At 72.3% G+C, this 26,715-nt stretch carries 22 protein-coding genes; 16 read left to right on the top strand and 6 right to left on the bottom strand.

Annotated features, from left to right (window positions below):
• Positions 1 to 41 precede the first annotated feature (41 nt).
• Positions 42 to 917 (bottom strand): alpha/beta fold hydrolase, encoded by an 876-nt coding sequence (locus tag GGE06_RS18575; protein ID WP_184931294.1) that lies wholly within the window; start codon positions 915 to 917, stop codon positions 42 to 44.
• Positions 918 to 1,026: 109 nt separating this feature from the next.
• On the opposite strand from GGE06_RS18575, the gene GGE06_RS18570 reads away from it, so the two are divergent.
• Entirely contained in the window at positions 1,027 to 1,563 is a 537-nt protein-coding gene (locus tag GGE06_RS18570; protein WP_116158686.1) for a GNAT family N-acetyltransferase, read from the top strand.
• A 7-nt stretch (positions 1,564 to 1,570) separates the two neighbouring features.
• Here the strand turns inward: GGE06_RS18570 and GGE06_RS18565 are convergent, their stop codons facing one another.
• Both GGE06_RS18565 and GGE06_RS18560 read right to left on the bottom strand, forming a co-directional pair.
• The gene (locus GGE06_RS18565) at positions 1,571 to 2,305 is read right to left on the bottom strand and encodes a hypothetical protein (RefSeq protein ID WP_116158685.1); all 735 of its coding nucleotides are present in this window, start codon (positions 2,303 to 2,305) and stop codon (positions 1,571 to 1,573) included.
• Positions 2,302 to 2,643, bottom strand: a complete 342-nt coding sequence (locus GGE06_RS18560; RefSeq protein WP_116158684.1) for a PadR family transcriptional regulator — start codon at positions 2,641 to 2,643, stop codon at positions 2,302 to 2,304. The genes GGE06_RS18565 and GGE06_RS18560 overlap by 4 nt, the downstream gene beginning before the upstream one ends.
• A 285-nt stretch (positions 2,644 to 2,928) precedes the next feature.
• Between GGE06_RS18560 and GGE06_RS43465 the strand changes: the two genes are divergently transcribed.
• The 3 genes from GGE06_RS43465 to GGE06_RS18550 all read left to right on the top strand — a co-directional run bounded on the left by GGE06_RS43465 (position 2,929) and on the right by GGE06_RS18550 (position 5,554).
• On the top strand, positions 2,929 to 3,060 hold the full coding sequence (locus GGE06_RS43465; RefSeq protein WP_260461862.1) for a hypothetical protein: 132 nt from the start codon (positions 2,929 to 2,931) through the stop codon (positions 3,058 to 3,060).
• A gap of 90 nt (positions 3,061 to 3,150) precedes the next feature.
• Positions 3,151 to 4,191 (top strand): 3-isopropylmalate dehydrogenase, encoded by a 1,041-nt coding sequence (locus GGE06_RS18555; RefSeq protein ID WP_116158683.1) that lies wholly within the window; start codon positions 3,151 to 3,153, stop codon positions 4,189 to 4,191.
• A gap of 256 nt (positions 4,192 to 4,447) precedes the next feature.
• Positions 4,448 to 5,554, top strand: a complete 1,107-nt coding sequence (locus tag GGE06_RS18550; protein ID WP_184931293.1) for a branched-chain amino acid aminotransferase — start codon at positions 4,448 to 4,450, stop codon at positions 5,552 to 5,554.
• 3 nt (positions 5,555 to 5,557) lie between these two features.
• Here the strand turns inward: GGE06_RS18550 and GGE06_RS18545 are convergent, their stop codons facing one another.
• Positions 5,558 to 6,982 carry a cytosine permease gene (locus tag GGE06_RS18545; RefSeq protein ID WP_184931292.1) on the bottom strand — a complete coding sequence of 475 codons (1,425 nt, stop codon included), beginning with the start codon at positions 6,980 to 6,982 and terminating at the stop codon, positions 5,558 to 5,560.
• Positions 6,983 to 7,130: 148 nt separating this feature from the next.
• On the opposite strand from GGE06_RS18545, the gene ureA reads away from it, so the two are divergent.
• From ureA to GGE06_RS18510, 7 genes are all read left to right on the top strand, one after another.
• Positions 7,131 to 7,829 carry an urease subunit gamma gene (ureA, locus tag GGE06_RS18540; RefSeq protein ID WP_184931291.1) on the top strand — a complete coding sequence of 233 codons (699 nt, stop codon included), beginning with the start codon at positions 7,131 to 7,133 and terminating at the stop codon, positions 7,827 to 7,829.
• Entirely contained in the window at positions 7,829 to 9,511 is a 1,683-nt protein-coding gene (locus GGE06_RS18535) for an urease subunit alpha (protein ID WP_116158679.1), read from the top strand. Before ureA ends, GGE06_RS18535 begins: the two co-directional genes overlap by 1 nt.
• 10 nt (positions 9,512 to 9,521) lie before the next feature.
• Complete coding sequence (locus tag GGE06_RS18530; RefSeq protein WP_116158678.1) at positions 9,522 to 10,538, top strand: agmatine deiminase family protein; 1,017 nt, start codon at positions 9,522 to 9,524, stop codon at positions 10,536 to 10,538.
• 135 nt (positions 10,539 to 10,673) lie between these two features.
• Positions 10,674 to 11,219, top strand: a complete 546-nt coding sequence (locus tag GGE06_RS18525) for a TetR/AcrR family transcriptional regulator (RefSeq protein ID WP_221518322.1) — start codon at positions 10,674 to 10,676, stop codon at positions 11,217 to 11,219.
• Between the two features lie 75 nt (positions 11,220 to 11,294).
• Entirely contained in the window at positions 11,295 to 12,608 is a 1,314-nt protein-coding gene (locus GGE06_RS18520) for an MFS transporter (RefSeq protein ID WP_184931289.1), read from the top strand.
• 282 nt (positions 12,609 to 12,890) lie between these two features.
• Positions 12,891 to 14,507 carry a citramalate synthase gene (gene cimA / locus GGE06_RS18515; protein WP_116158675.1) on the top strand — a complete coding sequence of 539 codons (1,617 nt, stop codon included), beginning with the start codon at positions 12,891 to 12,893 and terminating at the stop codon, positions 14,505 to 14,507.
• Positions 14,508 to 14,550: 43 nt separating this feature from the next.
• Positions 14,551 to 15,909 carry a hypothetical protein gene (locus GGE06_RS18510; RefSeq protein ID WP_116158674.1) on the top strand — a complete coding sequence of 453 codons (1,359 nt, stop codon included), beginning with the start codon at positions 14,551 to 14,553 and terminating at the stop codon, positions 15,907 to 15,909.
• Positions 15,910 to 15,920: 11 nt separating this feature from the next.
• Here the strand turns inward: GGE06_RS18510 and dnaN are convergent, their stop codons facing one another.
• A complete protein-coding gene (dnaN, locus tag GGE06_RS18505) occupies positions 15,921 to 17,024 on the bottom strand; it encodes a DNA polymerase III subunit beta (protein WP_116158673.1) in 1,104 nt (367 codons plus the stop codon).
• A 187-nt stretch (positions 17,025 to 17,211) separates the two neighbouring features.
• Here dnaN and GGE06_RS18500 point away from each other — a divergent pair, with 187 nt between their 5' ends.
• Together GGE06_RS18500 and GGE06_RS18495 are read left to right on the top strand one after the other, a co-directional pair.
• Entirely contained in the window at positions 17,212 to 17,664 is a 453-nt protein-coding gene (locus GGE06_RS18500) for a DUF4267 domain-containing protein (RefSeq protein WP_220378587.1), read from the top strand.
• Positions 17,665 to 17,694: 30 nt separating this feature from the next.
• Positions 17,695 to 18,843 (top strand): serine hydrolase domain-containing protein, encoded by a 1,149-nt coding sequence (locus GGE06_RS18495; RefSeq protein ID WP_116158671.1) that lies wholly within the window; start codon positions 17,695 to 17,697, stop codon positions 18,841 to 18,843.
• Positions 18,844 to 18,923: 80 nt separating this feature from the next.
• Here the strand turns inward: GGE06_RS18495 and GGE06_RS18490 are convergent, their stop codons facing one another.
• Positions 18,924 to 19,535, bottom strand: a complete 612-nt coding sequence (locus tag GGE06_RS18490) for a YceI family protein (RefSeq protein ID WP_116158670.1) — start codon at positions 19,533 to 19,535, stop codon at positions 18,924 to 18,926.
• A gap of 279 nt (positions 19,536 to 19,814) precedes the next feature.
• Here GGE06_RS18490 and GGE06_RS18485 point away from each other — a divergent pair, with 279 nt between their 5' ends.
• From GGE06_RS18485 to GGE06_RS18475, 3 genes are all read left to right on the top strand, one after another.
• Positions 19,815 to 20,324, top strand: a complete 510-nt coding sequence (locus tag GGE06_RS18485; protein ID WP_116158669.1) for a hypothetical protein — start codon at positions 19,815 to 19,817, stop codon at positions 20,322 to 20,324.
• 96 nt (positions 20,325 to 20,420) lie between these two features.
• Complete coding sequence (locus tag GGE06_RS18480; RefSeq protein ID WP_184931288.1) at positions 20,421 to 24,263, top strand: endo-alpha-N-acetylgalactosaminidase family protein; 3,843 nt, start codon at positions 20,421 to 20,423, stop codon at positions 24,261 to 24,263.
• A 113-nt stretch (positions 24,264 to 24,376) separates the two neighbouring features.
• Positions 24,377 to 26,689 (top strand): polysaccharide lyase 8 family protein, encoded by a 2,313-nt coding sequence (locus tag GGE06_RS18475; protein WP_221518320.1) that lies wholly within the window; start codon positions 24,377 to 24,379, stop codon positions 26,687 to 26,689.
• Positions 26,690 to 26,715 lie beyond the last annotated feature (26 nt).

Genomic DNA, 26,715 nt, shown 5'->3' with positions numbered 1-26,715 from the left:
GCCCCCCTCCCCGGTCCCCCAACCGAGGACGGGGGCGGTTCTCATTCCCCCGCGTGCCGCTTGAGGAAGTCGCCGATCAGCTCCGCGATCGCCGGCGCGTGGGTCTCCAGGGCGAAGTGGCCCGTGGGCAGGAGGTGGATCTCGGCGTCCGGGAGGTCGCGGCGGAAGGCCTCGGCGCCGGCGGGGACGAAGACCTGGTCGCCCTCGCCCCAGACGGCGAGGAGGGGGACCCGGGAGGTGCGGAAGTACTCCTGGAAGGCCGGGTAGAGGGAGAAGTTGGAGCCGTAGTCGGCGATCAGGTCCAACTGGATGTCGTCCTGGCCCTCGCGGGCCATCAGGGCGGCGTCGTGGTGCCAGGCGTCGGGGCTGAGCAGGTCCCGGTGCTCGGCGGGGACGCCCGTCTCGTACTGCCACCTGATGCCGTCCAGGGAGCGGATGGCGCGGACCGGCTCCTCCGTCTCGGGCGTGCGCTTCTCGATCAGGGCGAGGACGGGCGCCCAGGCCTCGGCGCCGAGGCCCTCCTCGTAGGCGTTGCCGTTCTGGGTGACGATCGCGGTGATCCGTTCGGGGTGCGCGAGCGCGAGGCGCAGGCCGATGGGGGAGCCGTAGTCCTGGATGTAGAGCGCGAACCGGTCCAGGCCGAGGGCCTCGGTGAACTCGGCGGTGAGCTCGGCGAGCGCGGCGAAGGTGTAGTCGAAGTCCTGCGGCGCCGCGCTGCGGCCGAAGCCCAGGTGGTCGGGGGCGATGAGCCGGTAGTCGTCGGCGAGCAGGGGGATCAGGTCGCGGAACATGTGCGAGCTGGTGGGGAAGCCGTGCAGCAGGAGCAGGACGGGGGCGTCGGCCGGACCGGCCTCGCGGTAGGCGATCTCGTGGCCCCGGACGGTGACGGTGCGGTGGTGGGTCGGCAGCACGGACATCGTTATAACCCCTTACTGGTCGCTCACTGGTTACGAGACGACTCAAGCAGGGATCGGTCTAACCTGTCAATGACTTTTTAATGGTTAGGTGGATGTGGGAGGGTGAGGCATGACCGTGAGGATCGCGCCCACCCATGAACTCGGGGCCGCCCGGCTCCGCTCCGTACGCGAGATGCTCGACACCGCCTTCGAGGGCGACTTCTCCGACGACGACTGGGACCACACCCTCGGCGGCGTCCACGCCTGGATCGAGGACGAGCGGGGCATCGCCGCCCACGGCGCCGTCGTGCAGCGCCGGGCCCTCCACCGGGGCCGCTCGCACCGCGTCGGATACGTCGAAGGGGTCGCCGTCCGGGACGGCCTCAGGCGGCGGGGGCTCGGCGGGGCCGTGATGGCCGAGCTGGAGCGGGTGATCGACGGCGCGTACGCCTTCGGGGCGCTCGGCGCCTCCGACGAGGGGGCCGCGCTCTACCGGGCGCGCGGCTGGCAGGTCTGGGCGGGGCGCCTCGAAGCGCTCGGGCCCGGGGGCATCGTCCACCTCGCCGAGGAGGAGGGCTTCGTCTTCCTGCGTCCCGCCGGCGGCCGTGCCCTGCCGGACCCCGCCGCCCCGCTGGTCTTCGACTGGCGGGACGGCGACGTCATGTGAGGGCGGGTCAGGCCCGGTTGCGGGCGCGGCCCGCGGCCGTCTCCAGGTGTGAGGTGTACGCGGCGGAGAGCGCCGACGTGAGGGCGATCGCGATCGCGAGCCCGGCCGAACCGAGCGCCCCGACGAAGAACGCCGTCAGCGCGCCGCCGACCAGGAGGCACCAGACCGCGAGCACCGCCTTGCCCCGGCGGCTCAGGAACAGCCACCGGTGCGGGGCGGCCGGAGGCCTGTCAACGGCGCCCTCGGGTCCCGCCGTCGCCGCGCGCGGCCGCTTGAAGTAGCCGTACACCAGCCACTCGCCGCACAGCTCCCAGCCCTCCGGCGTGAGCTCGTCGAGGAGGCGGGCCCGCCTGCGTCCCGCGATCACCTCGCGGCGGTACTCCCAGGTGAGCGCGACCCCGGGCGCCCGGCGGCAGACGAAGCGGCCGATGCCGTCCAGGCCCTCCACCTCCCAGCCCTGCGCGCCGTGGACGGCCAGCATCCGGCGGTCGTTGAAGAGGTCGGCGGTCCACGTCCAGTGCTCCGCCGCCCCGTCCGGCTCGCCGGGGGCCGGGGCGAGCCCGCCGAGGCTCGCCGCGAAGGCCTCGGCCGGCCCGAACTCCTCCTCCGGCGCGGTCCCCGTCTCCGCGAGGTGGCCGCGCAGTTCCTCGGCCGTCCGCGCGGCCTGCTCCTCGGGCACGCCCGCGGCGCGCAGCGCGTCGGTCAGTTCGGTGAAGTAGGCGACATGGGCGTCGGTGGTCATGGTGCGGTTCCCCCTGCGTGCAGTTGCGTCCGTACGGCCCGGTGGAACTCCGACCAGGCCTCGCTCTCGGCCGCGAGATACGTCCGGCCCTCGCCGGTGAGCCGGTAGTAGCGGCGCCCGGGCCCGCGCTCGGCGGCGCGGAACTCGGCCTCCACCAGACCGGCCTGCTCCAGGCGGTTCAGTACGGGATAGAGCGTCCCGCCCTTGATCTCGCCCAGGCCGGCCCCGTCGAGCGCCTTGGCGATCTCGTACCCGTAACTCTCGCCGTCGGTCAGGCAGGAGAGGACGAGCAGGTCGAGGACTCCCTTGAGCCAGCTGGGTCTGCGGTCTGCGGCCATGGGCACATCTGATCACTACCTAGGTAGGAATGCAATCTAGATGCCGTGGCTGAGTGTGCCGTCTCAGATAGTAGGAAGTCCGAGTAATTGTGGAGACAGATGCGGAGCCCTGCCCTAGCTTTGTAGGAGCCGAACGTCTCGCTTCATCAAGCGAAGGGCGGTCGAGAGCGCGATGCCCTGTGCAGGCAACCCCTGCGGCGGCGCTCCCCGCCCCTTCCGGCGCCTTCGATCACCACTGATCTCCGCACATCCGGATCACCACTGATCTCAAGGAGTCGATCCCCCATGGCCACTCAGACCGCCCGCCGCGTCCGCCACTCCGCCAACCGTCCCAGCGACGAGGCCCGTCAGAACGCCGCCGCCGCCCTCCAGCGTGCGCTCGACCGCCGTGACAACGGCGGTTCCACCGGCCACTGATCCTGTTCCACTTCCGTTCCGCGACATGGCGCTTCGTCCACATGGTGGACGTCACGTGTCAGACGATGGGACGAAGAGTAGGGTGCCGACATGTCTCACAGCATCAATCTCGCAGTCATCCCCGGCGACGGCATCGGCCAGGAGGTCGTGGCCCAGGGCCTCAAGATCCTCGCGGCCGTCCTTCCCCAGGACGTGAAGCTGGAGACCGAGGAGTACGACTTCGGCGCCAAGCGCTACCACGCCACCGGTGAGACCCTCACCGACGCCGACCTCGACTCCCTCAAGAAGCACGACGCCATCCTGCTCGGCGCCATCGGCGACCCGTCGGTGCCGTCCGGCGTCCTGGAGCGCGGCTTCCTGCTGAAGCTCCGCTTCGCCTTCGACCACCACGTGAACCTGCGTCCCTCGAAGCTGCTCCCCGGCGTCGCGACCCCGCTCGCCGGCCAGCCCGAGATCGACTTCGTCGTGGTCCGCGAGGGCACCGAGGGTCCGTACACGGGCAACGGCGGCACCATCCGCAAGGGCACCGAGCACGAGGTCGCCACCGAGGTCTCGGTCAACACCGCCTTCGGTGTCGAGCGCGTGGTCCGCGACGCCTTCGCCCGCGCCCAGGCCCGTCCGCGCAAGAAGCTGACGCTGGTCCACAAGAACAACGTGCTGACCTTCGCCGGCCACCTCTGGACGAACATCTTCACCAAGGTGGCGGCCGAGTTCCCCGAGGTCACCACCGACTACCTGCACGTCGACGCCGCGACGATCTTCCTCGTCACCGACCCGGCCCGCTTCGACGTCATCGTCACCGACAACCTCTTCGGCGACATCATCACCGACCTCGCCGCGGCCGTCTCCGGCGGCATCGGCGTCGCCGCCTCGGGCAACATCAACCCGAGCGGCGAGTTCCCGTCCATGTTCGAGCCGGTCCACGGCTCCGCGCCGGACATCGCGGGCCAGGGCAAGGCCGACCCCACGGCCACCGTCCTCTCCGTCGCCCTCCTGCTCCGCCACCTCGGCTACGAGGCCGAGGCCGCCCGGGTCGAGGAGGCCGTCGCGGCCGACCTCACCGAGCGCGGCGACTCCGTCCGTACGACGGACGAGATCGGCGACGCGCTCGCCGCGCGAGTAGCGAGCTGACCCGCGCCGACTGACAGCAGACAGCAGCCGCCGGGTCGCACCAGTGCCCGGCGGCTGTCCCATGCGCGGCCGCGGGGCCCCCCCGAACGCCGGACCGCGCCACCCGTTTTCCGCACAGGTCCCCACGGGCGATAATCGAACGTGGGGCCGCGGCATACGGGCACGCCCGTACGCCTGGCTCGTCAGGGACGACAGTCCCCGTCGACGGCGTGCGCGCGCGGTCCTCCCCATCACAACCGGTGAAGGACACGCACTCATGACGACGCCCACGATCGAGCTCAAGCCCTCCTCCAGCCCGCTGTCCGCCGCGGAGCGCGAGGCGATCCTGGCCAACCCGGGATTCGGCCGCTACTTCACCGACCACATGGTCACCATCCGGTGGACCGAGGGCCGCGGCTGGCACGACGCCCAGCTCGTGCCGTACGGCCCGCTCTCCCTGGACCCGGCCACGAACGTCCTGCACTACGCGCAGGAGATCTTCGAGGGCCTGAAGGCCTACCGCCGCCCCGACGGCTCGGTCGCCACCTTCCGTCCCGACGCCAACGCCCGCCGCTTCCAGCGCTCCGCGCACCGCCTCGGCATGCCCGAGCTGCCGGTGGAGACCTTCATCGAGGCCTGCGACGTCCTCGTCCGGCAGGACGAGGCCTGGGTTCCCGAGCACGGCGGCGAGTCCTCGCTCTACCTGCGTCCGTTCATGATCGCCACCGAGGTCGGCCTGGGCGTCCGCCCGGCCAACGAGTACCTCTTCGTCGTCATCGCCTCCCCGGCCGGCGCCTACTTCCCCGGCGGCGTCAAGCCCGTCTCCATCTGGGCCTCCGAGGACCGCGTCCGCGCCGTCCCCGGCGGCGTCGGCGACGCCAAGACCGGCGGCAACTACGCGGCCTCCCTGCTCGCGCAGGCCGAGGCGGCGGCCAAGGGCTGCGACCAGGTCTGCTACCTCGACGCGGTCGAGCACAAGTGGGTCGAGGAACTCGGCGGCATGAACCTGTACTTCGTGTACGGCGCTGTGTCCAATGAAAAGCCGAAGATCGTCACCCCGACCCTCACCGGTTCGCTGCTCGCGGGCGTCACCCGCGACTCGCTCCTCCAGGTCGCCAAGGACCTGGGCTACGAGTCCGAGGAGGCCCGCGTCTCCATCGACCAGTGGCAGGCCGACACCGAGAACGGCACCCTCACCGAGGTCTTCGCCTGCGGCACCGCCGCCGTCATCACCCCGGTCGGCACGGTCAAGTCGGCCCGGGGCGAGTGGCAGCAGTCGGGCGGCGAGCCCGGCGAGGTCACGCTGAAGCTGCGCGAGGCGCTGCTCGCCGTCCAGACCGGCAGGGCCGAGGACACGCACGGCTGGATGCATAAGCTCGGCTAGTCGTCAGTCCGCCTGGACCAGGGCTTCCGGGGCCGTCGTCACGGTCTCGGGAGCCCTGTTCGGCGTCAGGACGGCGTACAGCGCGCCGCCCACGATCCCCGAGAACACGAAGCTGCAGTCGATCCCGCCCGTCAGGGCGAGCAGCGGCCCCTCGTAGAGGGGTGTCGACACCGCGGCCAGGCCGACCGCCGCGCCGACCGCCCAGGAGAAGGTGGCGCGCGGGTGCCAGCCCGCCGAGAACCAGTAGGTCCCGCCGCGCGAGCGGTTGTTGAAGACCTGGAGCGCCTCCGGGTCGTACGCGCCGCCGCAGCGCGCGTGCCCGATCAGGGTGATCACCGCCCACGGGGTCCCGATCGCGGTGAGCAGCAGCACGAACGAGGTCATCGCCGTCTGGGCGTCCGAGGCGAAGTGGCCGAGGAAGACGAAGGCCGTCGCCACGGCCGCGACGACGAGGGTGGCACGCGCGCGCGTGGCCTTCGGCAGGATGGCGTCGAGGTCGAGGCCCATCGAGTACAGCATCAGCCCCGCGTTGCCGACGGAGCCGGCGGTGGCGGCGATCAGGAGCGGTACGAGGTACCAGACGGGGGACGCGGCGACGAGCGGGCCCGCGTACTCCAGGCCGCCGCGCGCCGCCAGCGCGGTGAACGTGCCGAAGAGCTGCGGGACGAGCAGGCCGACGGTCAGGCCCAGGCAGGTGGCGCGCCACACGGTCTTCGCGCTGTACCGCTCGGGGGAGACGTACCGGGTGTAGTCGCCGAGCAGGGTGATGAAGGCCACGGGTCCGCTGAGGCCCGCCGCGACGGCGGAGAGCAGCCAGGTCGGCCAGAAGGAGCCGAGCAGGTACGGGGTGTCCGGGACCGCTGCCGTGGTGAAGTCCCCGGCGTAGGCGGCCAGGCCGACGGCGAGGAGCACGGTCATGCCGATCGCGAGCGCCTTGCTCAGTCGGAGCAGCAGCCGGTAGCCGTACACCGCGCCGACCACCGTACAGGCGGCGAGGAACGCGTAGACGGCGGCGTGGGCGGCGCCTCCGGTCGGCAGGCCGACGAGGCGGGCGAGCGTGCCCACCATCACGTCGCCGCCGATCCAGAGGGTCAGCGCGGTGTAGCCGAGCGAGAGCAGCAGCCCGACCACGGAGCCGACGAGCCGGCCGCGGACGCCGAAGAAGGCGCCGGAGGACGTGGAGAGGTTGGTCGCGGTGCGCAGGGACACGAGCGCGAGCGGGGCGGTGACGGCGACGCCGACGAGGGTGCCGGTGATCACCGAGGTCACCGAGGCCCAGAAGCCGAGGCCGAAGGAGACCGGCAGCCAGCCGAAGACGATCACCCCCAGGCAGAGGTTGGATCCGAGCAGGATCGAGACGAGGTCGCGGGGGCCGCTGGTGCGTTCGGCCTCGGGGATGGTGTCGACTCCGCGCTGTTCTATCGGCATGAGGACTCCCTGCGGGGGCGGGTGTGGCAATTTTAGAGCGGCGCTCAATGTGACCTACGCCTGTCGGTGACGTCAATGCTTGGAGACTCGCGTCTCAACATTTAGAGTGTCGCTCAAACGTGTCGGAACTGCAGGAGGTGTTTGGGGCGTGCGACTGACCCCCACGGAACGCGATCGGCTGCTGCTCTTCGGCGCCGCCGAGCTCGCCCGCGCCCGCCGGGCCCGGGGCCTGCGGCTCAACGTGCCCGAGGCGACCGCGCTCATCGCGGACACCGTCTGCGAGGCGGCCCGCGACGGCAAGCGACTCGCCGAGGCGATCGAGGCGGCCCGCTCCGTCCTCGGCCCCGACGACGTCCTGCCCGGCGTCGCCGACGTCGTCACCGAGGTCCACGTCGAGGCCGTCTTCGACGACGGCTCGCGGCTCGCGGTCGTCTCCGCCCCCATCGGCGGGGGTCACCTGGGCGCCGAGGCGCCGGGCGCGCTGCTGCCCGGGCCCGGACACCCGGAGCCCGAACCGGCGCTCACCCTCCCCGTGCGGAACACGGCGACGGTGCCCGTGAGCGTGACCTCCCACTTCCACTTCTTCGAGGCCAATCCGCGCCTGGACTTCGACCGCGCCGCCGCCTACGGCATGCGCCTCGCCATCCCGGCCGGAGCCTCCTTCCGCTTCGACCCGGGCGGCGAGGCCGAGGTGGGGCTCGTCCCGATCGGCGGCGCCCGCGTCGCCATCGGCTTCGCGGGCCTGGTCGACGGCCCGCTGGACGCGCCCGGCGCGAAGGAGGAGGCCCTGCGGCGCGCGGCGGCCTGCGGCTACCTGGGAGTTCTGCCCGAGGAGGAGAAGGACTGATGGACCCGTACGAGTACGCATCCGTGCACGGCCCGCGCGCCGGCGACCGGGTCGTCCTGGGCGACTCCGGGCTCGTCGTCCGGGTCGAGTCCGACTCGCAGAAGCCGGGGGACGAGTTCCTCGCCGGCTTCGGCAAGACCGCCCGCGACGGCCTCCACCTCAAGGCCGCGGCCGTCCGCGAGACCTGTGACGTCGTGATCAGCAACGTGCTGGTGATCGACGCGGTGCTCGGCATCAGGAAGACGTCGATCGGCATCCGCGAGGGCCGCATCCACGCGATCGGGCGGGCCGGCAACCCCGACACCCTCGACGGGGTGGACGTCGTCGTCGGCACCGGCACCTCGATCGTCTCCGGCGAGGGCCTCATCGCCACCGCCGGAGCCGTCGACACCCACGTCCACCTCCTGTCGCCCCGGATCATGGAGGCCTCGCTCGCGAGCGGCGTCACCACGGTCATCGGCCAGGAGTTCGGCCCCGTCTGGGGTGTCGGGGTCAACTCGCCGTGGGCGCTCAAGCACGCGTTCGGCGCGTTCGACGCGTGGCCGGTGAACATCGGGTTCCTGGCGCGGGGTTCGTCCTCGGACCCGGCGCCGCTGGTGGAGGCGCTGGCCGAGGGCGGGGCCTCGGGCTTCAAGGTGCACGAGGACATGGGCGCGCACACCCGGGCCCTGGACACCGCGCTGCGGGTGGCCGAGGAGCACGACGTGCAGGTGGCGCTGCACTCGGACGGCCTGAACGAGTGCCTGTCGGTCGAGGACACCCTGAAGGTGCTGGAGGGCCGGACGATCCACGCCTTCCACATCGAGGGCTGCGGCGGCGGGCACGTGCCCAACGTGCTGAAGATGGCGGGCGTGCCGAACGTCATCGGCTCCTCCACCAACCCCACGCTGCCCTTCGGCCGCGACGCGGTCGCCGAGCACTACGGGATGATCGTCTCCGTCCACGACCTGAAGACCGACCTGCCCGGCGACGCGGCGATGGCGCGCGACCGGATCAGGGCCGGGACGATGGGCGCGGAGGACGTCCTGCACGACCTCGGCGCGATCGGGATCACCTCCTCCGACGCGCAGGGGATGGGAAGGGCCGGCGAGACCGTACGCCGGACCTTCGCCATGGCCGGGAAGATGAAGGCCGAGCTCGGCCCGCTGGAGGGCGACGGCGCGCACGACGACAACGCGCGCGTGCTGCGCTACATGGCCAAGCTCACCGTCAACCCGGCGATCGCCCACGGCCTGGCCCACGAGATCGGCTCGATCGAGGTCGGCAAGATGGCCGACATCGTGCTGTGGCGACCGGAGTACTTCGGCGCCAAGCCGCAGATGGTCATCAAGAACGGCTTCCCCGCGTGGGGGGTCGTGGGCGATCCGAACGCCGCCACCGACACCTGCGAACCGCTCGTCCTCGGCCCCCTCTTCGGCGCCCACGGCGCCGCGCCCGCCGACCTCTCCGTGGCCTTCGTCGCGCAGGCGGCCGTCGACCTCGGCTCCGACGCCATGCCCACCCGCCGCCGGCGCGTCGCCGTGCGCGGCACCCGCGGCATCGGCCCGGCCGACCTGCGGTTCAACTCCCGCGTCGGCGACGTCCAGGTCGACGGCCGCACGGGCCTCGTCTCGCTCGACGGGTCCCCGATCCGCTCCGAGGCGGCCGAGTCCGTCTCCCTCAACCGCCTCTACTTCCTCTAGGACCTGACTCATGACCTTCCGCATGCCCGCCGAGTGGATGCCGCACGAGCGCACCTGGATGGCCTGGCCCAGCCCCAACCCCACCTTCACGAACGAGGAGGAGCTCGGCGAGGCCCGCGCGGCCTGGGCGTCGGTGGCCCGCGCCGTCCGCCGCTTCGAGCCCGTGACGATGGTCGTCGCGCCCGGCGACGCCGAGTCGGCCGCGGCGCTCCTCGGCCCGGAGATCGACCTCGTCGAGCGCGAGCTCGACGACGCCTGGATGCGGGACATCGGCCCGACGTTCGTCACGAACGGGACCGAACTCGCCGCCGTGGACTGGGTGTTCAACGGCTGGGGCGCCCAGGACTGGGCCCGCTGGGAGCACGACTCCAAGATCGCCCGCCATGTCGCGGACGTCGCGGGAGTCCCCGTACAGTCGTCCCCGCTGGTCAACGAGGGCGGCGCGATCCACGTCGACGGCGAGGGCACCGTCCTCCTCACCGACACCGTCCAGCTCGGCTCCGGCCGCAACCCCGAGTGGACCCGCGAGCAGGTCGAGCAGGAGATCCACGCCAAGCTCGGCACCACGAAGGCGATCTGGCTGCCGCACGGCCTCTCCGGCGACTACGGCCTCTACGGCACCCAGGGCCACGTCGACATCGTCGCCGCCTTCGCCCGCCCCGGCACGGTCCTCGTCCACAGCCAGCAGGACCCGGCCCACCCGGACTACGTGCGCTCGAAGACGTACGTGGAGATCCTGCGCGGCCAGACCGACGCGAAGGGCCGCCCGCTGGAGGTCATCGAGGTCCCGGCGCCCACCGTCCTGAAGGACGAGGAGGGCGACTGGGTCGACTACTCGTACATCAACCACTACCTGTGCAACGGCGGCGTCGTCCTCTGCGCCTTCGACGACCCGCACGACGAGGTCGCGGCCGAGATCTTCCGCCGCCTCTTCCCGGACCGCGAGGTCGTCCTGGTCGACGCCCGCACGATCTTCGCGGGCGGCGGCGGCATCCACTGCATCACGCAGCAGCAGCCGAAGGTCTGAGCGCGGCAGGGGGAGGCGGAACGGGTGAGGTAGAACATACGGGTGAGTCAGAGCAGCAACCCCACCCCTTCCTCCTCCCACCCCCGTCGGCGCAACCAGGCCGCTCCTCCGCGGGAGGACGTGCTCGCCGCGGCGATGGACACGATCGCCGAGCGGGGGCTCGACGGGCTCACCATGGCCGGGCTCGGGCGGCAGGTGGGGATGAGCAGCGGGCACCTGCTGTACTACTTCCGCACCAAGGACGAGCTGCTGCTGCAGACCCTGGAGTGGAGCGAGGGGCGGCTCGGCGCTGAGCGGAGCGCGCTGCTGTCCCGCCCGGGGACCGCGCGCGACCGGCTCGACGGGTACGTCGACGTGTACGTGCCCGACGGGCCCCGCGACCCGCACTGGACGCTCTGGCTGGAGGTCTGGAACCGGTCGCAGAACGCCGACGACGACGCCCGCGCCCGGCAGGCCGCCATCGAGGGGGCCTGGCACCGGGACCTGGTCGCGATCCTCGCCGAGGGGGTCTCCCGGGGCGAGTTCCGCGCGGTCGACCCGGACCGCTCCGCCACCCGGATGCGGGCCCTCCTCGACGGCTTCAGCGTGCACGTCGCCGTCGGCATCCCGGGCACGGGGAGGGAGCAAGTCCTCTCCCACGTAAGGGAGTTCGTGGACGAAACGCTGATCTCGCGACCGTAACGCACGCAAGTACTCCCGATCGTTGCGCGCTGCACCCTTGTTGCCCCCGCGTGATCTCCGGCACGGTTCCTGCCCATGGGACGAGAGCACTGGAAGAAGATCTGGGTCGGCTCCGCCGGCAACATGGTCGAGTGGTTCGACTGGTTCGTGTACGCGAGCTTCGCCACCTACTTCGCGGGGGCCTTCTTCCCCGAGGGCGACGACACCGCCAAGCTCATGAACACCGCCGGCATCTTCGCCGTCGGCTTCTTCATGCGCCCCGTCGGCGGCTGGCTCCTCGGCCGGGTCGGCGACCGCAGGGGCCGCAAGGCGGCGCTCACCCTCACCGTGACCCTGATGTCCGCCTCCGCCGTCCTGATCGCGATCGCGCCGACGTACGCCGTCGCCGGGTACGGCGGCGCCGTCGTCCTCCTCGTCGCCCGCCTCCTCCAGGGCCTCTCCGTCGGCGGCGAGTACGCCGCCAGCGCCACCTACCTCACCGAGGCCTCCGCCCCGCGCCACCGCGGCTTCGCCTCCAGCTTCCAGTACGTGTCGATGACCGCCGGCCAGATCCTCGGCCTCGGCCTGCTGCTCGTCCTCCAGCACACCCTGTCCGCCGACGCCCTGCACGCCTGGGGCTGGCGCATCCCGTTCGTCGTCGGCGCCCTCGGCGCGGCCGTCGTCTTCTACCTGCGGCGGACCATGCTGGAGACCGAGGTGTACGAGGAGGGCTCCGGCGCCGACAGCGGCGACCGGGGCACCCTCAAGGCCCTGTGGGCGCACAAGCGGGAGGCCTTCCTCGTCGTCGCGCTCACCATGGGCGGGACCGTGGCGTACTACACGTACACCACCTACCTCACCAAGTACCTGTCCAACTCCGCCGGACTGCCCAAGCAGACCGCCACCCTGGTCTCCTTCTGCGCCCTGATCGTCTTCGCCTGCCTCCAGCCGCTCGCCGGCCGGCTGTCCGACCGGATCGGGCGCCGTCCGCTCCTCATCACCTTCGCGCTCGGCTCCACCCTCCTCACCGTCCCGATCCTGACGATGCTCAAGCACGCGGGCTCCTTCTGGCCGGCCCTCGGCCTCTCCCTCCTCGCGCTCGTCGTCGTCACCGGCTACACCTCCATCAACGCCTGCGTGAAGGCCGAGCTCTTCCCGACCGGCGTCCGCGCCCTCGGCGTCGCCCTGCCGTACGCGATCGCCAACGCCCTCTTCGGCGGCACCGCCGAGTACGTGGCGCTCTGGTTCAAGGACGCCGGCGTCGAGTCGGGCTTCTCCTGGTACGTGGCGGGCTGCGCGGCCGTCTCCCTGGTCGTCTACCTCGCGATGCGGGAGACCCGGGACATCGACCTGGGGCGCGTCGGCGCCACCGGTTCCCCGTCGGAGCGAGATCGACTGCCCGTATCGTGAGACCGGCGTCCATCTGATCCGGGACCTGTGCCAGACTTCCGGCGTGCTTGCTACCACGATGATTATCGGCAGCGGCGCGCCGGTCCGCAGTGGCCACTGAATCGCGGAACGACCCCCGCGGCAGTGGACACCGTGCCCCAGACCCGCGCGCAGACCTCTCGCACCCGCGAGGGGTTTTTTCGTTTTCCGGCCCCACCCACGCCGGAAGCGGACGACGCGTGAGAATGGGGGCAAGTGGATCCATACCTTCCGGAGCCACATCCGACAGGAGCCATCACAGCCATGACCACGGAGAACGCCGAGGGCTCGCGCCTCGACGACAGCTTCCATGTCTTCGACACGACCCTGCGCGACGGGGCGCAGCGTGAAGGCATCAACCTCACCGTCGCGGACAAGCTGACCATCGCCCGGCACCTCGACGAGTTCGGCGTGGGCTTCATCGAGGGCGGCTGGCCCGGCGCCAACCCGCGCGACACGGAGTTCTTCGCCCGCGCCCGGCAGGAGATCGCGTTCAAGAACGCGCAGCTCGTCGCCTTCGGCGCCACCCGCAGGGCCGGCGGCAGCGCCGCCGAGGACCCGCAGGTCAAGGCGCTCCTCGACTCCGGCGCCCCGGTGATCACCCTGGTCGCCAAGTCGCACGACCGGCACGTCGAACTCGCCCTGCGCACCACCCTCGACGAGAACCTGGAGATGGTCCGCGACACCGTCTCCCACCTGACCTCCCAGGGGCGCCGCGTCTTCGTCGACTGCGAGCACTTCTTCGACGGCTACAAGGCGAACCCGGACTACGCCAAGGCCGTCGTCCGCGCCGCGCACGAGGCCGGCGCCGACGTCGTCATCCTCTGCGACACCAACGGCGGCATGCTCCCCGCCCAGATCCAGGCCGTCGTCGCCACCGTCATCGCCGACACCGGCGCCCGCCTCGGCATCCACGCCCAGGACGACACCGGCTGCGCCGTCGCCAACACCCTCGCCGCCGTCGACGCGGGCGCCACCCACGTCCAGTGCACCGCCAACGGCTACGGCGAGCGGGTCGGCAACGCCAACCTCTTCCCCGTCGTGGCGGCCCTGGAGCTCAAGTACGGCAAGAAGGTCCTCCCCGACGGCGCCCTCGCCGAGATGACGCGGATCTCGCACGCCATCGCCGAGGTCGTCAACCTCACGCCCTCCACCCACCAGCCGTACGTCGGCGTCTCCGCCTTCGCCCACAAGGCCGGACTGCACGCCTCGGCGATCAAGGTGGACCCCGACCTCTACCAGCACATCGACCCCGAGCTGGTCGGCAACACCATGCGGATGCTCGTCTCCGACATGGCCGGCCGCGCCTCCATCGAGCTCAAGGGCAAGGAGCTCGGCGTCGACCTGGGCGGCGACCGCGAGCTCGTCGGCCGGGTCGTCGAGCGGGTCAAGGAGCGCGAGCTCAAGGGCTACACGTACGAGGCCGCCGACGCCTCCTTCGAGCTGCTGCTCCGCGAGGAGGCCGAGGGCCGGGCCCGCCGCTACTTCCGTACGGAGTCCTGGCGCGCGATCGTCGAGGACCGGCCCGACGGCACCCACGCCAACGAGGCGACCGTGAAGCTCTGGGCCAAGGGCGAGCGGATCGTCGCCACCGCCGAGGGCAACGGCCCGGTCAACGCCCTCGACCGGGCGATCCGGACCGGCCTGGAGCGGATCTACCCGCAGCTCGCCAAGTTCGAGCTGATCGACTACAAGGTCCGCATCCTGGAGGGCCGCCACGGCACCGAGTCCACGACCCGGGTCCTGGTCACCACCAGCGACGGCAACGGCGAGTGGTCCACGGTCGGCGTCGGCGAGAACGTCATCGCCGCGTCCTGGCAGGCCCTGGAGGACGCCTTCACGTACGGTCTGCTGCGCGCCGGGATCGACCCCGCCGAATAGTTCCGCTATGTCTCGTTCGGTCCGGTTCGGGTAGCGTCGAACCATGAGGACCAGGGCGATTTCCAGAGGGTCGGCCCTCGGCGGGCTGCTCCTGCTTCTGTCGCTGGTCCTGGCGCCCCTCGCGAGCGCCAGGGCCACCGGCGTGTCCGACGCGGCCGCCGCCCTGAAACAGGGCCCGGTCTACGTCGACCCGGGGGCCGCCGGCCAGCTCTCCACGGCCGACGCCAAGGCCCTCGCGCAGAAGATCAAGGACGCGGACAAGCCGCTCTTCGTGGCGGTGCTCCCCGCGAACGCGCAGTTCCCGCCGGAGAACCTCTTCCAGAACCTCCGCACGGAGACCGGCATCACCGGTCTGTACGCGATCCGCCTCGGCAACGGCTTCGACGCCCGCGCCGACCGTACGGTGCTGTCCCGGGACGCCGTGAACAACCTCGTCACCTCGGTGCGCCGGCCCGGCGCCGACGCCGCCACCGAGCTGAACAACTTCGTCGACCAGGCCCTGCCGGTGATGCGCGGCTCCGCCCCCGCCTCCTGGGGCTCCGTGGGGACGAACGACTCCGGGGTCCCCGTCGCCGGGCTCGTCGTCCTCGGCGGTGTCGTGGTCGCGGGCGGTGCGGCCGCCTACGCCGTCGTCCGCCGCAACCGGCTCCGCAAGGAGGCCGAGGAGCGCGCCGCCCTCGACCGGCTGCGGGTCGTCGTCGACGAGGACATCACCGCCTTCGGCGAGGAGCTCGAACGCCTCGACTTCCACCCCGCCGAGCCCGGCGCCGACGACGCGATGCGCGCCGACTACGAGCGCGCCCTCGACTCGTACGACAGCGCCAAGTCCCTCATGGGCGCGGTCACCCGGCCGCACGAGGTCCGCGCCGTCACCCAGGCCCTGGAGGACGGCCGCTTCTCCCTCGCGGTCCTGGCCGCCCGCCGCGAGTCCCGGCCGCTGCCCGAGCGCCGGCCGCCGTGCTTCTTCGACCCCCGGCACGGCCCCGCCGCCGACGACCGGACCTGGACCCCGCCCGGCGGCGCCCCCCGCCAGGTCCCGGTCTGCGCCGCCGACGCCGCCCGTCTCGACGACGGCCTCGACCCGGTGGCCCGGACCGTCGACACCGACACCGGCCGCCGCCCCTACTGGGAGGCGGGCCCCGCCTACGGCCCCTGGGCCGGCGGCTACTTCGGCGGCGGCATGCTCCCCGGCCTCCTCGTGGGCACCATGCTCGGCTCCATGCTCGCCACCCCCGCCTACGCCGCCGAGTACGGCGGCGCGGACTTCCAGGGCGGCGACTTCTCCGGCGCCGACTTCGGCTCCGGCGACTTCGGATCGAGCGACTTCGGCGGAGGCGACTTCGGGGGCGGCGGCGGTGACTTCGGCGGAGGCGGAGGGTTCGACGGGGGAGGCGGCTTCTAGACCGCCGGAGGTCACACCAGCGGCTTCACCGACATCAGCAGGTGGCGGTGGGTCTCCTTCGCGCCGTCGGTGAGGAGGGCGCGCTGGCCCGGGCCCAGGAGGTGGAAGCGGACCTCGGGGGCGTCCAGGGAGCCCAGCGCGTCCAGGAGGTAGCCCGGGTTGAAGGCGACCGTCAGGGAGTCCGGGCCCGTGAGCGTGGCGGGCAGGCGCTGGGACGCCACGTCGTCCTCGTACCCCGCCTGGAGGTGCAGGGCGGTGGGGGAGAAGGTCAGCTGGACCGGGCTGTCGCCCTCGGCGACGACCGCGACCCGCTTGACGGCCTCGGTCAGCGGGGCCCGCTCGGTGACCGCGAGGGCGTGCTCGCCGAGGGCGAAGAGCTTGTCGTGGCGGGGGAGCCGGCCGTCGAGCAGCCGGGTGGTGGTGCGGGTGCCGCCGCTCTCGAAGCCGAGGGAGCCGGAGTCGAGGGCGAGGCGCGCCGGGCCCGTGCCCGCGAGGGAGCGGGCGATCTCGGTGAGGCGGCGGGCCGGGACGACCACGTCCGCGCCCTCCTCGGAGGCGCCGGCCTCCGGCTTCCACTCCAGGGTGCGGACCGCGTACCGGTAGCGGTCGGTGGCGGCCAGCGTCATCGTGGCGCCGTCCAGGGCGAGCCGTATCCCGGTCAGGACGGGCAGCGAGTCGTCGCGGCCCGCGGCCACGGCGACCTGGCCGACCGCGGCGGCGAAGGCGTCCCCGTCGACGAGCCCGCGCACCTCGGGCAGCGCGGGCGCGGCGGGGTAGTCGTCGAGCGGCAGCAGGGAGAGGCCGAAGCGGGCGTCGCCCGAGGTCACCGAGAGCCGGGCGCCCTCCACGGCGAGCTCGGTGGCGCCCCGGGGGAGCACCTTGCAGATGTCGAGCAGGCGCCGGCCGAGGACCAGGGCCCGGCCCTCGACGGCGGTGTCGGCCTCGACCTCGACGCGGGCCGAGGCCTCGTGGTCGAGGCCCGAGACGCGCAGTCCGCCGTCCGCCGCCTCCAGGAGCAGCCCGCCGAGCACGGGCATGGGGGAGCGGGCGGGCAGGACGCGCGCGGCCCAGGCCACGGCGTCGGTCAACACGGCGCTGTCGATACGCAATTCCATGCCGACGACGCTAGCGGCCGCCACTGACAACGGCGTTGACCAGCGGGTTCGGGCGCTCCCGTCGTGGGTGGCCACGGCGCCCGGCACCTCCGTTTTCTAGCATCGCTAGACAAGAGTGCGGCGCTAGGTCTAGCGTTGCTGTCAGTCCTAGCAACGCTAGATCGATGCCTTGGGGGAATCCGTGACCATGCGCCGCCTCGCCACCGTCCTCTCCGTCCTCATCGGCCTCTTCTGCCTCTCGTTCGGCTCGCAGTTCCTCCTCGACCCCGAGACCGCCGCCGCCGGCTACGGCATCCCCGCCTGGCCCCAGGGCGACGCCGCCGGATACTTCTGGCTCAAGGCCTTCCGCGACCTCGCCGACGGCGTGGTCGTCCTCGCCCTCCTCGCGCTCGGCCACCGCCGTGCGCTGGCCTGGGTCCTGCTGCTCTTCGCGATCGCCCCCTTCGGCGACGCGACCACCGTCATCACCTACGGCGGCCCGTACGCCACCGCGCTCGGCGTCCACGCCGCCACCGGGGTGACGCTCCTCGTCACCGCCGGACTCCTCTTCGCGAGCTCGTCCGGGGGCGGGAAGAACGGAATCGTGTCGAACCCCCGTGAGCGGGAAGGGATTCGGCCCCTTGATCGTTCTGCTGTCTGACCGCGACAAGAGACCACGGGGGGAAAGATCATGTCCGACGTCCACGGCACGGTGGAGCCCGGATTCGAGTCCGTACGGGAGGTGTTCGCGGAGATCGCCGCGGACGAGGCGCGGGACGGCGGCGCCCAGCTCGCCGTCCACCACCACGGCCGGCTCGTCGTCGACCTGTGGGGCGGTGACGGCGTCGACGGCGACTCCCTGCTCGCGCTCTACTCCTCCTCCAAGGGCGCCGCGGCCCTGGTCGCCGCCCTCCTCGTCCAGGAGGGCGTCCTCGACCTGGACCGCGAAGTCGCCTCCTGGTGGCCCGAGTTCGCCGCCGAGGGCAAGGAGGGGATCACCCTGCGGCAGCTGCTCTCCCACCGTGCCGGACTGATCGGCGCCGACGGAGGCCTCTCGATGGAGGAGGCCTCCGACGACCGCCTGATCGCCGCGCGCCTCGCCGGCCAGCGCCCCTTCTGGGAGCCCGGCACCGGCCACGGCTACCACGCGGTGGTCTTCGGCTCCCTGGTCGGCGAGGTGGTGCTGCGGGCCACCGGCCGCACGGTCCACGAGCTGTTCGAGGAGCGGGTCCGCGCCCCGTACGCCCTCGACTACTACCTGGGCCTCCCCGAGGAGCTCGAACCCCGCTTCCGCACGGCCCTGCCGATGCGGCCCACCCCGGCCCAGCAGGCGTTCCTCGCCGAGAACCCGTTGAAGCCGGACAGCCTGACGGCCATCGCCTTCAACGCCCACGCCGAGCCGCCGTTCGACCTCGTCGCGTACGGCAACTCCCGGACCGTCCACGCGAAGTCGCCGCTCTCCGGCGGCGGCGTCGGCACCGCCCGCGGCCTGTCCCGGATGTACGCGGCGGTCGCGGGCGAGCTCGACGGCCGGGCCCCGCTGCTCGCGCCCGACACCCTGGCCGAGTTCGCCCGGATCCACTCCCGGGGCACCGACCTCGTCACCGGCAGCGAGAACGCCTTCGGCCTCGGCTTTGTCCCGCTCGCCACCCGCCACCCGTCGCTCGGTCCCGGTGCGATCGGCCACAGCGGCGCCCCCGGCTCCCAGGCCTTCGCCGACCCGGCCACCGGCCTCGCCTACAGCTACGCCCGCCGCCGCTTCGGCTTCATGTCCGGCCCGGGCGCCCCCGAGAACGACCGCCTGATCCCGGCCGTCGTCGAGGCGGCGGCCGGCCTGTAGTCACGACGAACGCCGAGCGCCCGCCTTCCGCTGCTGCGGAGGGCGGGCGCGCTCGTGTGTCCGGAGGTTCCCGGAAGGGGTCAGGCGGCGTTCTTGATGGCGGAGATGTCGAAGTTCAGCTTGACCTTGTCGCTGACCATGACGCCACCGGTCTCCAGGGCCGCGTTCCAGGTCAGGCCCCAGGCGGAGCGCAGGATCTCGGCGGAGCCCTCGAAGCCGACGCGCTCGTTGCCGTAGACGTCCGTCGCGGTGCCGTTGAACTCCAGGTCGATGGCGAGCGGCTTGGTGACGTCCTTGATGGTCAGGTCGCCGGTGATCCGGTACTTGTCGCCGCCCAGCTGCTCGGCGCTCGTGGAGCGGAAGCTCATCAGCGGGAACTGCTCGGCGTCGAAGAAGTCACCGCTGCGCAGGTGGCCGTCGCGGTCGCCGATGCCGGTGTCGATGGAGGCGATCTTGACGTCGATCGAGGCGGTGGAGGCGCCGGGGTCGGAGCCGTCGAGCTTCAGCGCGCCCTCGTGCTCGGCGAAGGTGCCGCGGACGTTGGTGACCATCGCGTGACGGACGGTGAAGCCGATGCTGCTGTGCGCCGGGTCGATGGTGTAGTCGCCGGTGAGGGCGGCGAGGGCCGGGTCCACCGGGAGGGCGGCGGTGGCGACGGCGGACTCGTTGTTCTTGCGGCTGAAGAGACCCATGACGTGCTCCTTGTCGGCGTTTGTTGAACCTTCAACGAGAACGACTGTAGCCCTATTCCGTTCAACATTCAACATCTGGGGAGGATGTTCATCCGGGCGAGGGCTCCAGGTCGCCGACGCCCTCTTTCGGACGCGCGTAGAACTACGGCACCATCTCCCTGCGCGACCGGATGCACCGGCTCCACGCGCGCCATCCGGCTCGACCCGCGCCACCGGTACCACGAGCACCACCTGCACAGCCGTCCCCAGCCGTCACGGTCACCCGCAGGAGGAACCCCCGTGAAGCTCCGCTCCGTCCTGACCGCAGTCGCCCTCGTCCTGGGCGCCCTCTTCGCCCCCGGCTTCGGCGCCCTCACCACCACCACCGACGCCCACGCCGTCACCAAGATCAGCCACGCCACCGCGACCTCGATGTTCCGGTCCTCCGGGATCACCTGGTCCTCGTCCGGCAACTGCTCGGACCGCTACAACTCCACGTGTACGTCCTTCGAGCAGCTCAACCTCGCCACCGCCCAGGGCGCCCAGACCCTCAAGAGCGCCAGCGGCTGCGCCCTCAACATCACCGGCGGCACCGAGGTCGGCCACGCGAGCGGCACGTACTCGCACTGGAACGGCTACAAGCTGGACCTCAGCAAGTACACCTGCGTCGGGAGCTACATCAAGAACACCTTCGCGTACATCGGGCTGCGCGGCGACGGAGCCCCGCAGTGGAAGTCCGGCGCCGGCAACGTCTACGCCGACGAGGGCAGCCACTGGGACGTGACCTTCTACAACTGCGGCGGCTGCTGAGCGACTTGGACTAACCGGAAGGGGTTGTTGGACTGGCGGGGCCCTCCGCGGACGATCTCGTTGACGGTGATCCGTCCCCCGGGCCAACTGGTGCGCATGTCGCACCCACACACCTCAGCCCCCTCCGCGGCGCGGCGGCTGCGCACGGCCTGTGCGCTGGCCGCCGCGTCGGCCACCGTGTTCGCCCTCTCCGGACCAGCCCTCGCGGAGGAAGCCCCCGCGGACCCCGTCATCGGCTCCGCCCAGCTCTCCGTCGCCGTCGCCGAGGACTTCCCCCGCGTCCTCTCGTACACCGACCGCGCGAGCGGCGCCCGTCTCCTCGGGAGTACGGCCCCGGTGACGCAGGTCGTGCTCAACGGCACCGCCCACGCCGTCCAGACCGAGGGCGCGCCCGTCCTGACCGCCGCCTCCGCCGCGTACACCCTCGTCTTCCCCGACCTGCCCGGCGTCGAGATCGACGCCCGGCTCGGCGTCGACGGCCGCACCACCACCTTCAAGGTCACCGCCGTCCGCGACACCGAGGCCTTCCGCGTCGGCACGATCGACATCCCCGGCCACGACCTGGTCTCCGTCGGCTCCTCGGACACCGGCGCCGCCACCGCCTTCACCCGGCTCGACCCGGACTCCACCCGCACCGCCGACGTCTTCGCCCGGGTCACCGACACCACCGCGGCCGAGCCGAACCCGGTCGGCGCGAGCTACGCGATCGTCAACACCGGCGCCCTCGCCGCGGCCGTCGAGTCGAACTCCTCGTACGACAAGCCCTCCGGCGCCTCCGCCCGCGACGGCGCCCGCTTCTGGCACCAGGCCCGCAGGAGCGGCGCCGAGACCCGCGTCGGCGTCTGGTCGGGCCAGTGGACCTACCGCGGCGCCGGCGCCCCGCAGCCCGAGAGCGGCGACGACCTGCCCTGGGCGAAGGTCGTCGTCACCCCCGACGCCAACGCCGACGGAGCCGTCGACTGGCAGGACGGCGCCGTCGCCTTCCGTGCGATCGGGATCAAGGCCCCCGGCAGCGACCGGACCCCGGACCGGGTCGTCGCCCACATCCCCTTCAACTTCGCCTCCCAGGCCACCCACCCCTTCCTGCGCACCCTCGACGACGTCAAGCGGATCTCGCTCTCCACCGACGGACTCGGCCAGTTCGCCCTGCTCAAGGGGTACGGCTCCGAGGGCCACGACTCCGCCCACCCCGACTACGGCGGCAACTACAACAAGCGCGCCGGCGGCCTCGCCGACCTCAACACCCTGCTGCGCGAGGGCAGGAAGTGGGGCGCCGGCTTCGGCGTCCACGTCAACGCCACCGAGTCGTACCCCGAGGCGAAGAACTTCAGCGAGACCCTCGTCGACAAGACGAAGCCCGGCTGGAACTGGCTCAACCAGAGCTACTACATCGACCAGCGCCGGGACGTGAACAGCGGCGACCTCGCCCGCCGCTTCCAGCAGCTCCGCGACGAGACCGACCCCAACCTGTCGATGCTCTACATCGACGTCTACTACACGCACGGCTGGATCGCCGACAAGACGATGCAGGCCGTCCGGGCACAGGGCTGGAACGTCGCCACCGAGTGGTCCGAGAAGTTCGAGCGGGCCTCCCTCTGGTCCCACTGGGCCAACGACCTCGACTACGGCGGCGCCACCAACAAGGGCCTCAACTCGCAGATCATCCGCTTCATCCGCAACGGCGAGAAGGACGTCTGGAACAACCACCCGGTCCTCGGCCAGACCGCCCTGGTCGACTTCGAGGGCTGGACCGGCGAGACCGACTGGAACGCCTTCTCCGCCAACATCTGGCAGCGCAACCTGCCCGCCAAGTACCTCCAGCAGCAGCAGATCACCCGCTGGGACGGCAACGACATCACCTTCACCGGAGGCGTCCGCGGCACCGTCGAGAACGGCCGCCGCACCTTCTACGACAACGGCCGCAAGGTCCTCGACGGCGACGGCTACCTGCTCCCCTGGGACGGCGGGAAGAAGCTCTACCACTACAACAGGACCGGCGGGACGACCAGCTGGGCCGTCCCCGGCGGCACGCGCGCGTACACCCTGTACAAGCTCACCGACAACGGGCGCGTGAAGACCGGCACCGTGCGCCCCTCCGGCGGACGGATCACCCTCGACGCCGTCGCCGGACAGCCCTACGTCCTCTATCCGGACAGCGCCCCCGCGCAGACCGCCCCGCGCTGGGGCCAGGGCACCCCGGTGAAGGACCCCGGCTTCAACGACGCCCGGCTCGGCGGCTGGACCAAGGCCGGCACCGTCGCCCGTGACACCGACGACCAGGGCCGCAACAGCGCGAAGCTCAGCGGCGCCGCCACCGCCTCGGTCCGCCAGCAGATCACCGGCCTCACCCCCGGCGCCCGGTACACGGCCTCCGCCCTCATCGAGGTCGAGCCCGGGAAGACCCGCCCCACCACCCTCTCCGCCGGGGGCGCGTCCGTCACCGTCGAGCGCTCCGCCCTGGAGGACCGGGTCGCCGCCTCCGACTGGAACGGCACCCGCTTCCAGCGCGCCAAGGTCACCTTCACCGCACCCGCCGACGGCTCCGTCCCGCTGCGGATCCAGGCCGCGGGCGGCAGCCCCGCGACCGTCCGGATCGACGACGTCCGGATCGTCGCCAACGCCCCCGCGACGAAGGCCGGGACGCTCGCCCACGAGGACTTCGAGGCCGTCGACCAGGGCTGGGGCCCCTTCCTCAAGGGCGACGCCGGCGGCACCACCGACCCCCGCACCCACATCGCGCAGCTGCACGCCCCGTACACCCAGGCCGGCTGGAACGGGAAACCGATCGACGACGTCATCGGCGGCGCCGAGAGCCTCAAGTCCCACGACGAGAACAGCGGACTCGTCTACCGGACCGCGCCCTGGACCGTCCCGATGAAGGACGGCCACGACTACCGCGTCGCGTACGACTACCAGTCCAGCCACGCGGGCGCGTACGAGTGGGTCACCGGCTACGACCGCGTGAACGGCACCTCTGTGGAGACCCGCCGCACGCCCCTCGGACAGCAGAGGACCACCGGGCACTTCTCCGAGACCGTCACCGCCGGCTGCGGCGACACCTGGACCGGCCTGCGCAAGCGCGAGGACGCCCCGGACGGCGCCGACTTCGTCCTCGACGGCTTCACCGTCACCGACCTCGGCCCCGCCGCCGAACCCGCCGCCTGCGGCACGCTCACCGTCACCGCGCCCGACAGCCTCGAACCCGGCCGCCCCAACCGGGTCACGGCCGCCTTCGCCAACGACGAGGCCGCCGACGTCACCGACGCCCGGGCCGTCCTCACCCTCCCCGAGGGCTGGACCGCCGAACCCGCCGCGCCCGTCGCCCTCGGCACGGTCGCCCCGGGCGCGCGGGCCACCGCCACCTGGCAGGTGACACCCCCGGCGGACGCGGCCTACCGGCCGTACCCGCTGGGCGCCTCCGTCACGTACGGCATCGGGGGAGGGCAGCGGAAGCTCACCGCCGCCACCACCGTCCGCACCCTGCCCCCGCCGCCCACCGCCGACAGCTGGGCCAGCGACCTGGACTGGACCTCGGCCGCCAACGGCTGGGGACCCGTCGAGCGGGACCTCTCCAACGGCGAGACCGGAACCGGCGACGGCACCCCGCTGCGGATCGGCGGAGTGAGCTACGCCAAGGGCCTCGGCACCCACGCCCCGGCGAAGGTCCGCTACTACCTCGGCGGCCGGTGCACCTCGCTCACCGCCGAGGTCGGGGTGGACGACGTCCAGACCACCCGCGGCAGCGTCCAGTTCAGCGTGCTCGCGGACGGTACGGAGAAGACGAAGTCCCCGGTCCTCAGGGCCGCCGACCCGGCCTGGCAGCTCACCGCCGACGTCACCGGCGCCTCCTACGTCGACCTCGTCGTCGGCGACGGCGGCGACGGGAACGGCAACGACCACGCGGACTGGGGGAGCGCCCGCTTCCACTGCGGGAACTGACACCCCCACAGGGACAGCAAGCGCTTGCCGTGCTCATTGATTGCGTCGGAAACAGGGTGTTACACCGGGCGCCGACCGGTCTCCACCACTTCCCCCGGGAGGCTCCCGTGTCCCTGCCCCTCTGGTCCCGACGCACCTTCCTGAGCACGACGACAGCGGCAGCCCTCACGCTCGCCCTCGCCCCGCAGGCCCACTCGGCCGACGAGTTCGAGGCGCTGCGGCTCCGCTGGCTCGACCTCCAGCTCGGCTCCGGCTTCGACGCCGGGGCCGAGCCCTACGCCGGCCGGCTCGCCGAGACGGGCACGCTCGCGCGTGCCTTCCGCGCCGGCATGGCCGCCACCCCCACCTCGCTCTGGCCCGACGCCCCCTTCGACCCGCCGGCCGGCATCACCCAGAGCTACAGCCGCCTGTGGACCATGACCCAGGCGTACGTACAGGCAGGCACCGGCCTCACCGGCGACGAGAGCCTGCTCGCCGACGTGCTGCGCGGCCTCGACCACCTCTCCGCCACCGTCTACCGGGCGGGCGCCCCGCGCTACGGCAACTGGTGGGAATGGCAGATCGGCAGCCCCCGCCTCCTCATGGACGTCGTCGCCGCGCTCCACCCCCGCCTCGGCGCCGAGCGCATCGCCGCCGCCTGCGCCGCCGTCGACCACTTCGTGCCCGACTCGGCCCTCCTGAACTACTCCGGCACCTCCACCGGTGCCAACCGCGTCGACCTCTGCCGCTCCGTGGCCCTGCGCGGGGTCCTCGGCGCGAACCCCGCCAAGATCGCCCTCGCCCGCGACGCCCTCTCGCCCGTCTTCCCGTACGTCACCCAGGGGGACGGCCTCTACGCCGACGGCTCCTTCGTCCAGCACGCCTGGGTCGCCTACTCCGGCACCTACGGGCAGGTCATGCTCGACGGCCTCGGCCGGCTCTTCACCCTCCTCGCCGGGTCCAGCTGGGCCGTCACCGACCCGAACCGGCAGATCGTCCTCGACAGCGTCGAGAGGGCGTACGCCCCCTTCATCTACGACGGCCTGATGATGGACGGCGTCAACGGGCGCGCGATCAGCCGCGGCTACCTCAAGAACGACGACCGTCGGATCATGCGCTCCGACCACTTCCACGGCCAGGGCGTCATCGCGGCCATCGCCCTCCTCGCGGGCGGGGCGTCGCCCGCCGAGCGCGACCGGTGGCACGCTCGCGTGAAGGGGTGGATCGAGCGCGACACCGTCTCCCCGATCCTCACCGCCCGCCAGTTCGGCGTCGCGGACCTCGCCCGGCTGCACGCCGTGGCCGCCTCTCCCGTCCCCGCCGCCCCCGAACCCACCGGCCACCGGCTGTTCCCCGCCATGGACCGGGCCGTGCACCGCCGCCCCGGCTGGGCCGCCTCCCTCTCGATGGCCTCGAACCGGATCACGTACTACGAGTGCGGCAACGGCGAGAACCCGCGCGGCTGGCACACCGGCGCCGGGATGCTCTCCTGGTGGACCCCGGACCTCGGCGACCAGTACACCGACTGGTTCTGGCCCACCGTCGACCCGTACCGCCTGCCCGGCACCACCGTCTCCACCAAGCGCCTCGCCGACCGGGCCGGCGGCGAGTGGGGCGCGCCCCGGCCGACCGTCCGCTGGGTCGGCGGGACCACCGACGGCGAGTACGCGGCCGTCGGCCAGCACCTCAAGGGCCTCGGCTCCACCCTGGAGGCCCGCAAGTCCTGGTTCTGCGCGGCGGACGCGGTCGTCTGCCTGGGCGCCGGGATCACCGCGACCGACGGCGTGCCCGTCGAGACGGTCGTCGACAACCGCCTCCTGGGGGAGTCCGGCACCCAGGCCCTCACCACCGGCGACGGCTGGGCGCACCTGGAGGGGCACGGCGGCTGGGTCCTCCCGCAGGGGGCCGGGAACCTCCGCACCCTGCGCGAGGACCGCACCGGCGCCTGGAGCGACATCAACACCACCAGCTCCACCGAGCGCCGGACCCGCCGCTACCAGACCCTCTGGCTCGACCACGGCACCGACCCGGTCGCCGCCTCCTACGCGTACGTCCTGATGCCGGGCGCCTCTCCGCGTACGGTCGCGGCCCGCGCCGCCGACCCCGGCTGGCTGCACGTTCTCGACAACACCGCCGAGCGGCAGGCGATCGCCGTCCCGTCCCTCGGACTGACCGCGGCGAACCTCTGGCAGGCCGGTACGGTGGGTCCGCTCACGGTCACCGCGCCCGCGAGCGTCCTCGTCCGGCGGAACCGCTCCGTCCTCTCTCTGCGGGTCTCCGAGCCGCTCCGCACCGGGCAGCCCTTCGAACTGGTGTGGAACCGTCCGGTCCGCCGGGTGGTCCGCCACGATCCCTCGGTGGAGGTCCTCGGCACCGGCTCCGAGCTGCGGCTGCGGATCACTCCGGGTACCGGGGGAGCGACCCACGGTTGTGAGGTCCTCGTCTAGGTCTATGTCGGAACCCAACAAACACG

The sequence above is a fragment of the Streptomyces nymphaeiformis genome, from assembly GCF_014203895.1.
GTDB classification, from domain to species: Bacteria; Actinomycetota; Actinomycetes; order Streptomycetales; family Streptomycetaceae; genus Streptomyces; species Streptomyces nymphaeiformis.
Note: the sequence above shows the minus strand (reverse complement) of the source record. Positions and strands in the feature narration are given on the sequence as shown.

Bases quoted from the DNA above. Each gene is read 5' to 3' on its own strand.
- GGE06_RS18575 (WP_184931294.1), bottom strand. From the start codon at position 917: ATGTCCGTGCTGCCGACCCACCACCGCACCGTCACCGTCCGGGGCCAC.
- GGE06_RS18570 (WP_116158686.1), top strand. From the start codon at position 1,027: ATGACCGTGAGGATCGCGCCCACCCATGAACTCGGGGCCGCCCGGCTC.
- GGE06_RS18565 (WP_116158685.1), bottom strand. From the start codon at position 2,305: ATGACCACCGACGCCCATGTCGCCTACTTCACCGAACTGACCGACGCG.
- GGE06_RS18560 (WP_116158684.1), bottom strand. From the start codon at position 2,643: ATGGCCGCAGACCGCAGACCCAGCTGGCTCAAGGGAGTCCTCGACCTG.
- GGE06_RS43465 (WP_260461862.1), top strand. From the start codon at position 2,929: ATGGCCACTCAGACCGCCCGCCGCGTCCGCCACTCCGCCAACCGTCCC.
- GGE06_RS18555 (WP_116158683.1), top strand. From the start codon at position 3,151: ATGTCTCACAGCATCAATCTCGCAGTCATCCCCGGCGACGGCATCGGC.
- GGE06_RS18550 (WP_184931293.1), top strand. From the start codon at position 4,448: ATGACGACGCCCACGATCGAGCTCAAGCCCTCCTCCAGCCCGCTGTCC.
- GGE06_RS18545 (WP_184931292.1), bottom strand. From the start codon at position 6,982: ATGCCGATAGAACAGCGCGGAGTCGACACCATCCCCGAGGCCGAACGC.
- GGE06_RS18535 (WP_116158679.1), top strand. From the start codon at position 7,829: ATGGACCCGTACGAGTACGCATCCGTGCACGGCCCGCGCGCCGGCGAC.
- GGE06_RS18530 (WP_116158678.1), top strand. From the start codon at position 9,522: ATGACCTTCCGCATGCCCGCCGAGTGGATGCCGCACGAGCGCACCTGG.
- GGE06_RS18525 (WP_221518322.1), top strand. From the start codon at position 10,674: ATGGACACGATCGCCGAGCGGGGGCTCGACGGGCTCACCATGGCCGGG.
- GGE06_RS18520 (WP_184931289.1), top strand. From the start codon at position 11,295: ATGGGACGAGAGCACTGGAAGAAGATCTGGGTCGGCTCCGCCGGCAAC.
- cimA (WP_116158675.1), top strand. From the start codon at position 12,891: ATGACCACGGAGAACGCCGAGGGCTCGCGCCTCGACGACAGCTTCCAT.
- GGE06_RS18510 (WP_116158674.1), top strand. From the start codon at position 14,551: ATGAGGACCAGGGCGATTTCCAGAGGGTCGGCCCTCGGCGGGCTGCTC.
- dnaN (WP_116158673.1), bottom strand. From the start codon at position 17,024: ATGGAATTGCGTATCGACAGCGCCGTGTTGACCGACGCCGTGGCCTGG.
- GGE06_RS18500 (WP_220378587.1), top strand. From the start codon at position 17,212: ATGCGCCGCCTCGCCACCGTCCTCTCCGTCCTCATCGGCCTCTTCTGC.
- GGE06_RS18495 (WP_116158671.1), top strand. From the start codon at position 17,695: ATGTCCGACGTCCACGGCACGGTGGAGCCCGGATTCGAGTCCGTACGG.
- GGE06_RS18490 (WP_116158670.1), bottom strand. From the start codon at position 19,535: ATGGGTCTCTTCAGCCGCAAGAACAACGAGTCCGCCGTCGCCACCGCC.
- GGE06_RS18480 (WP_184931288.1), top strand. From the start codon at position 20,421: ATGTCGCACCCACACACCTCAGCCCCCTCCGCGGCGCGGCGGCTGCGC.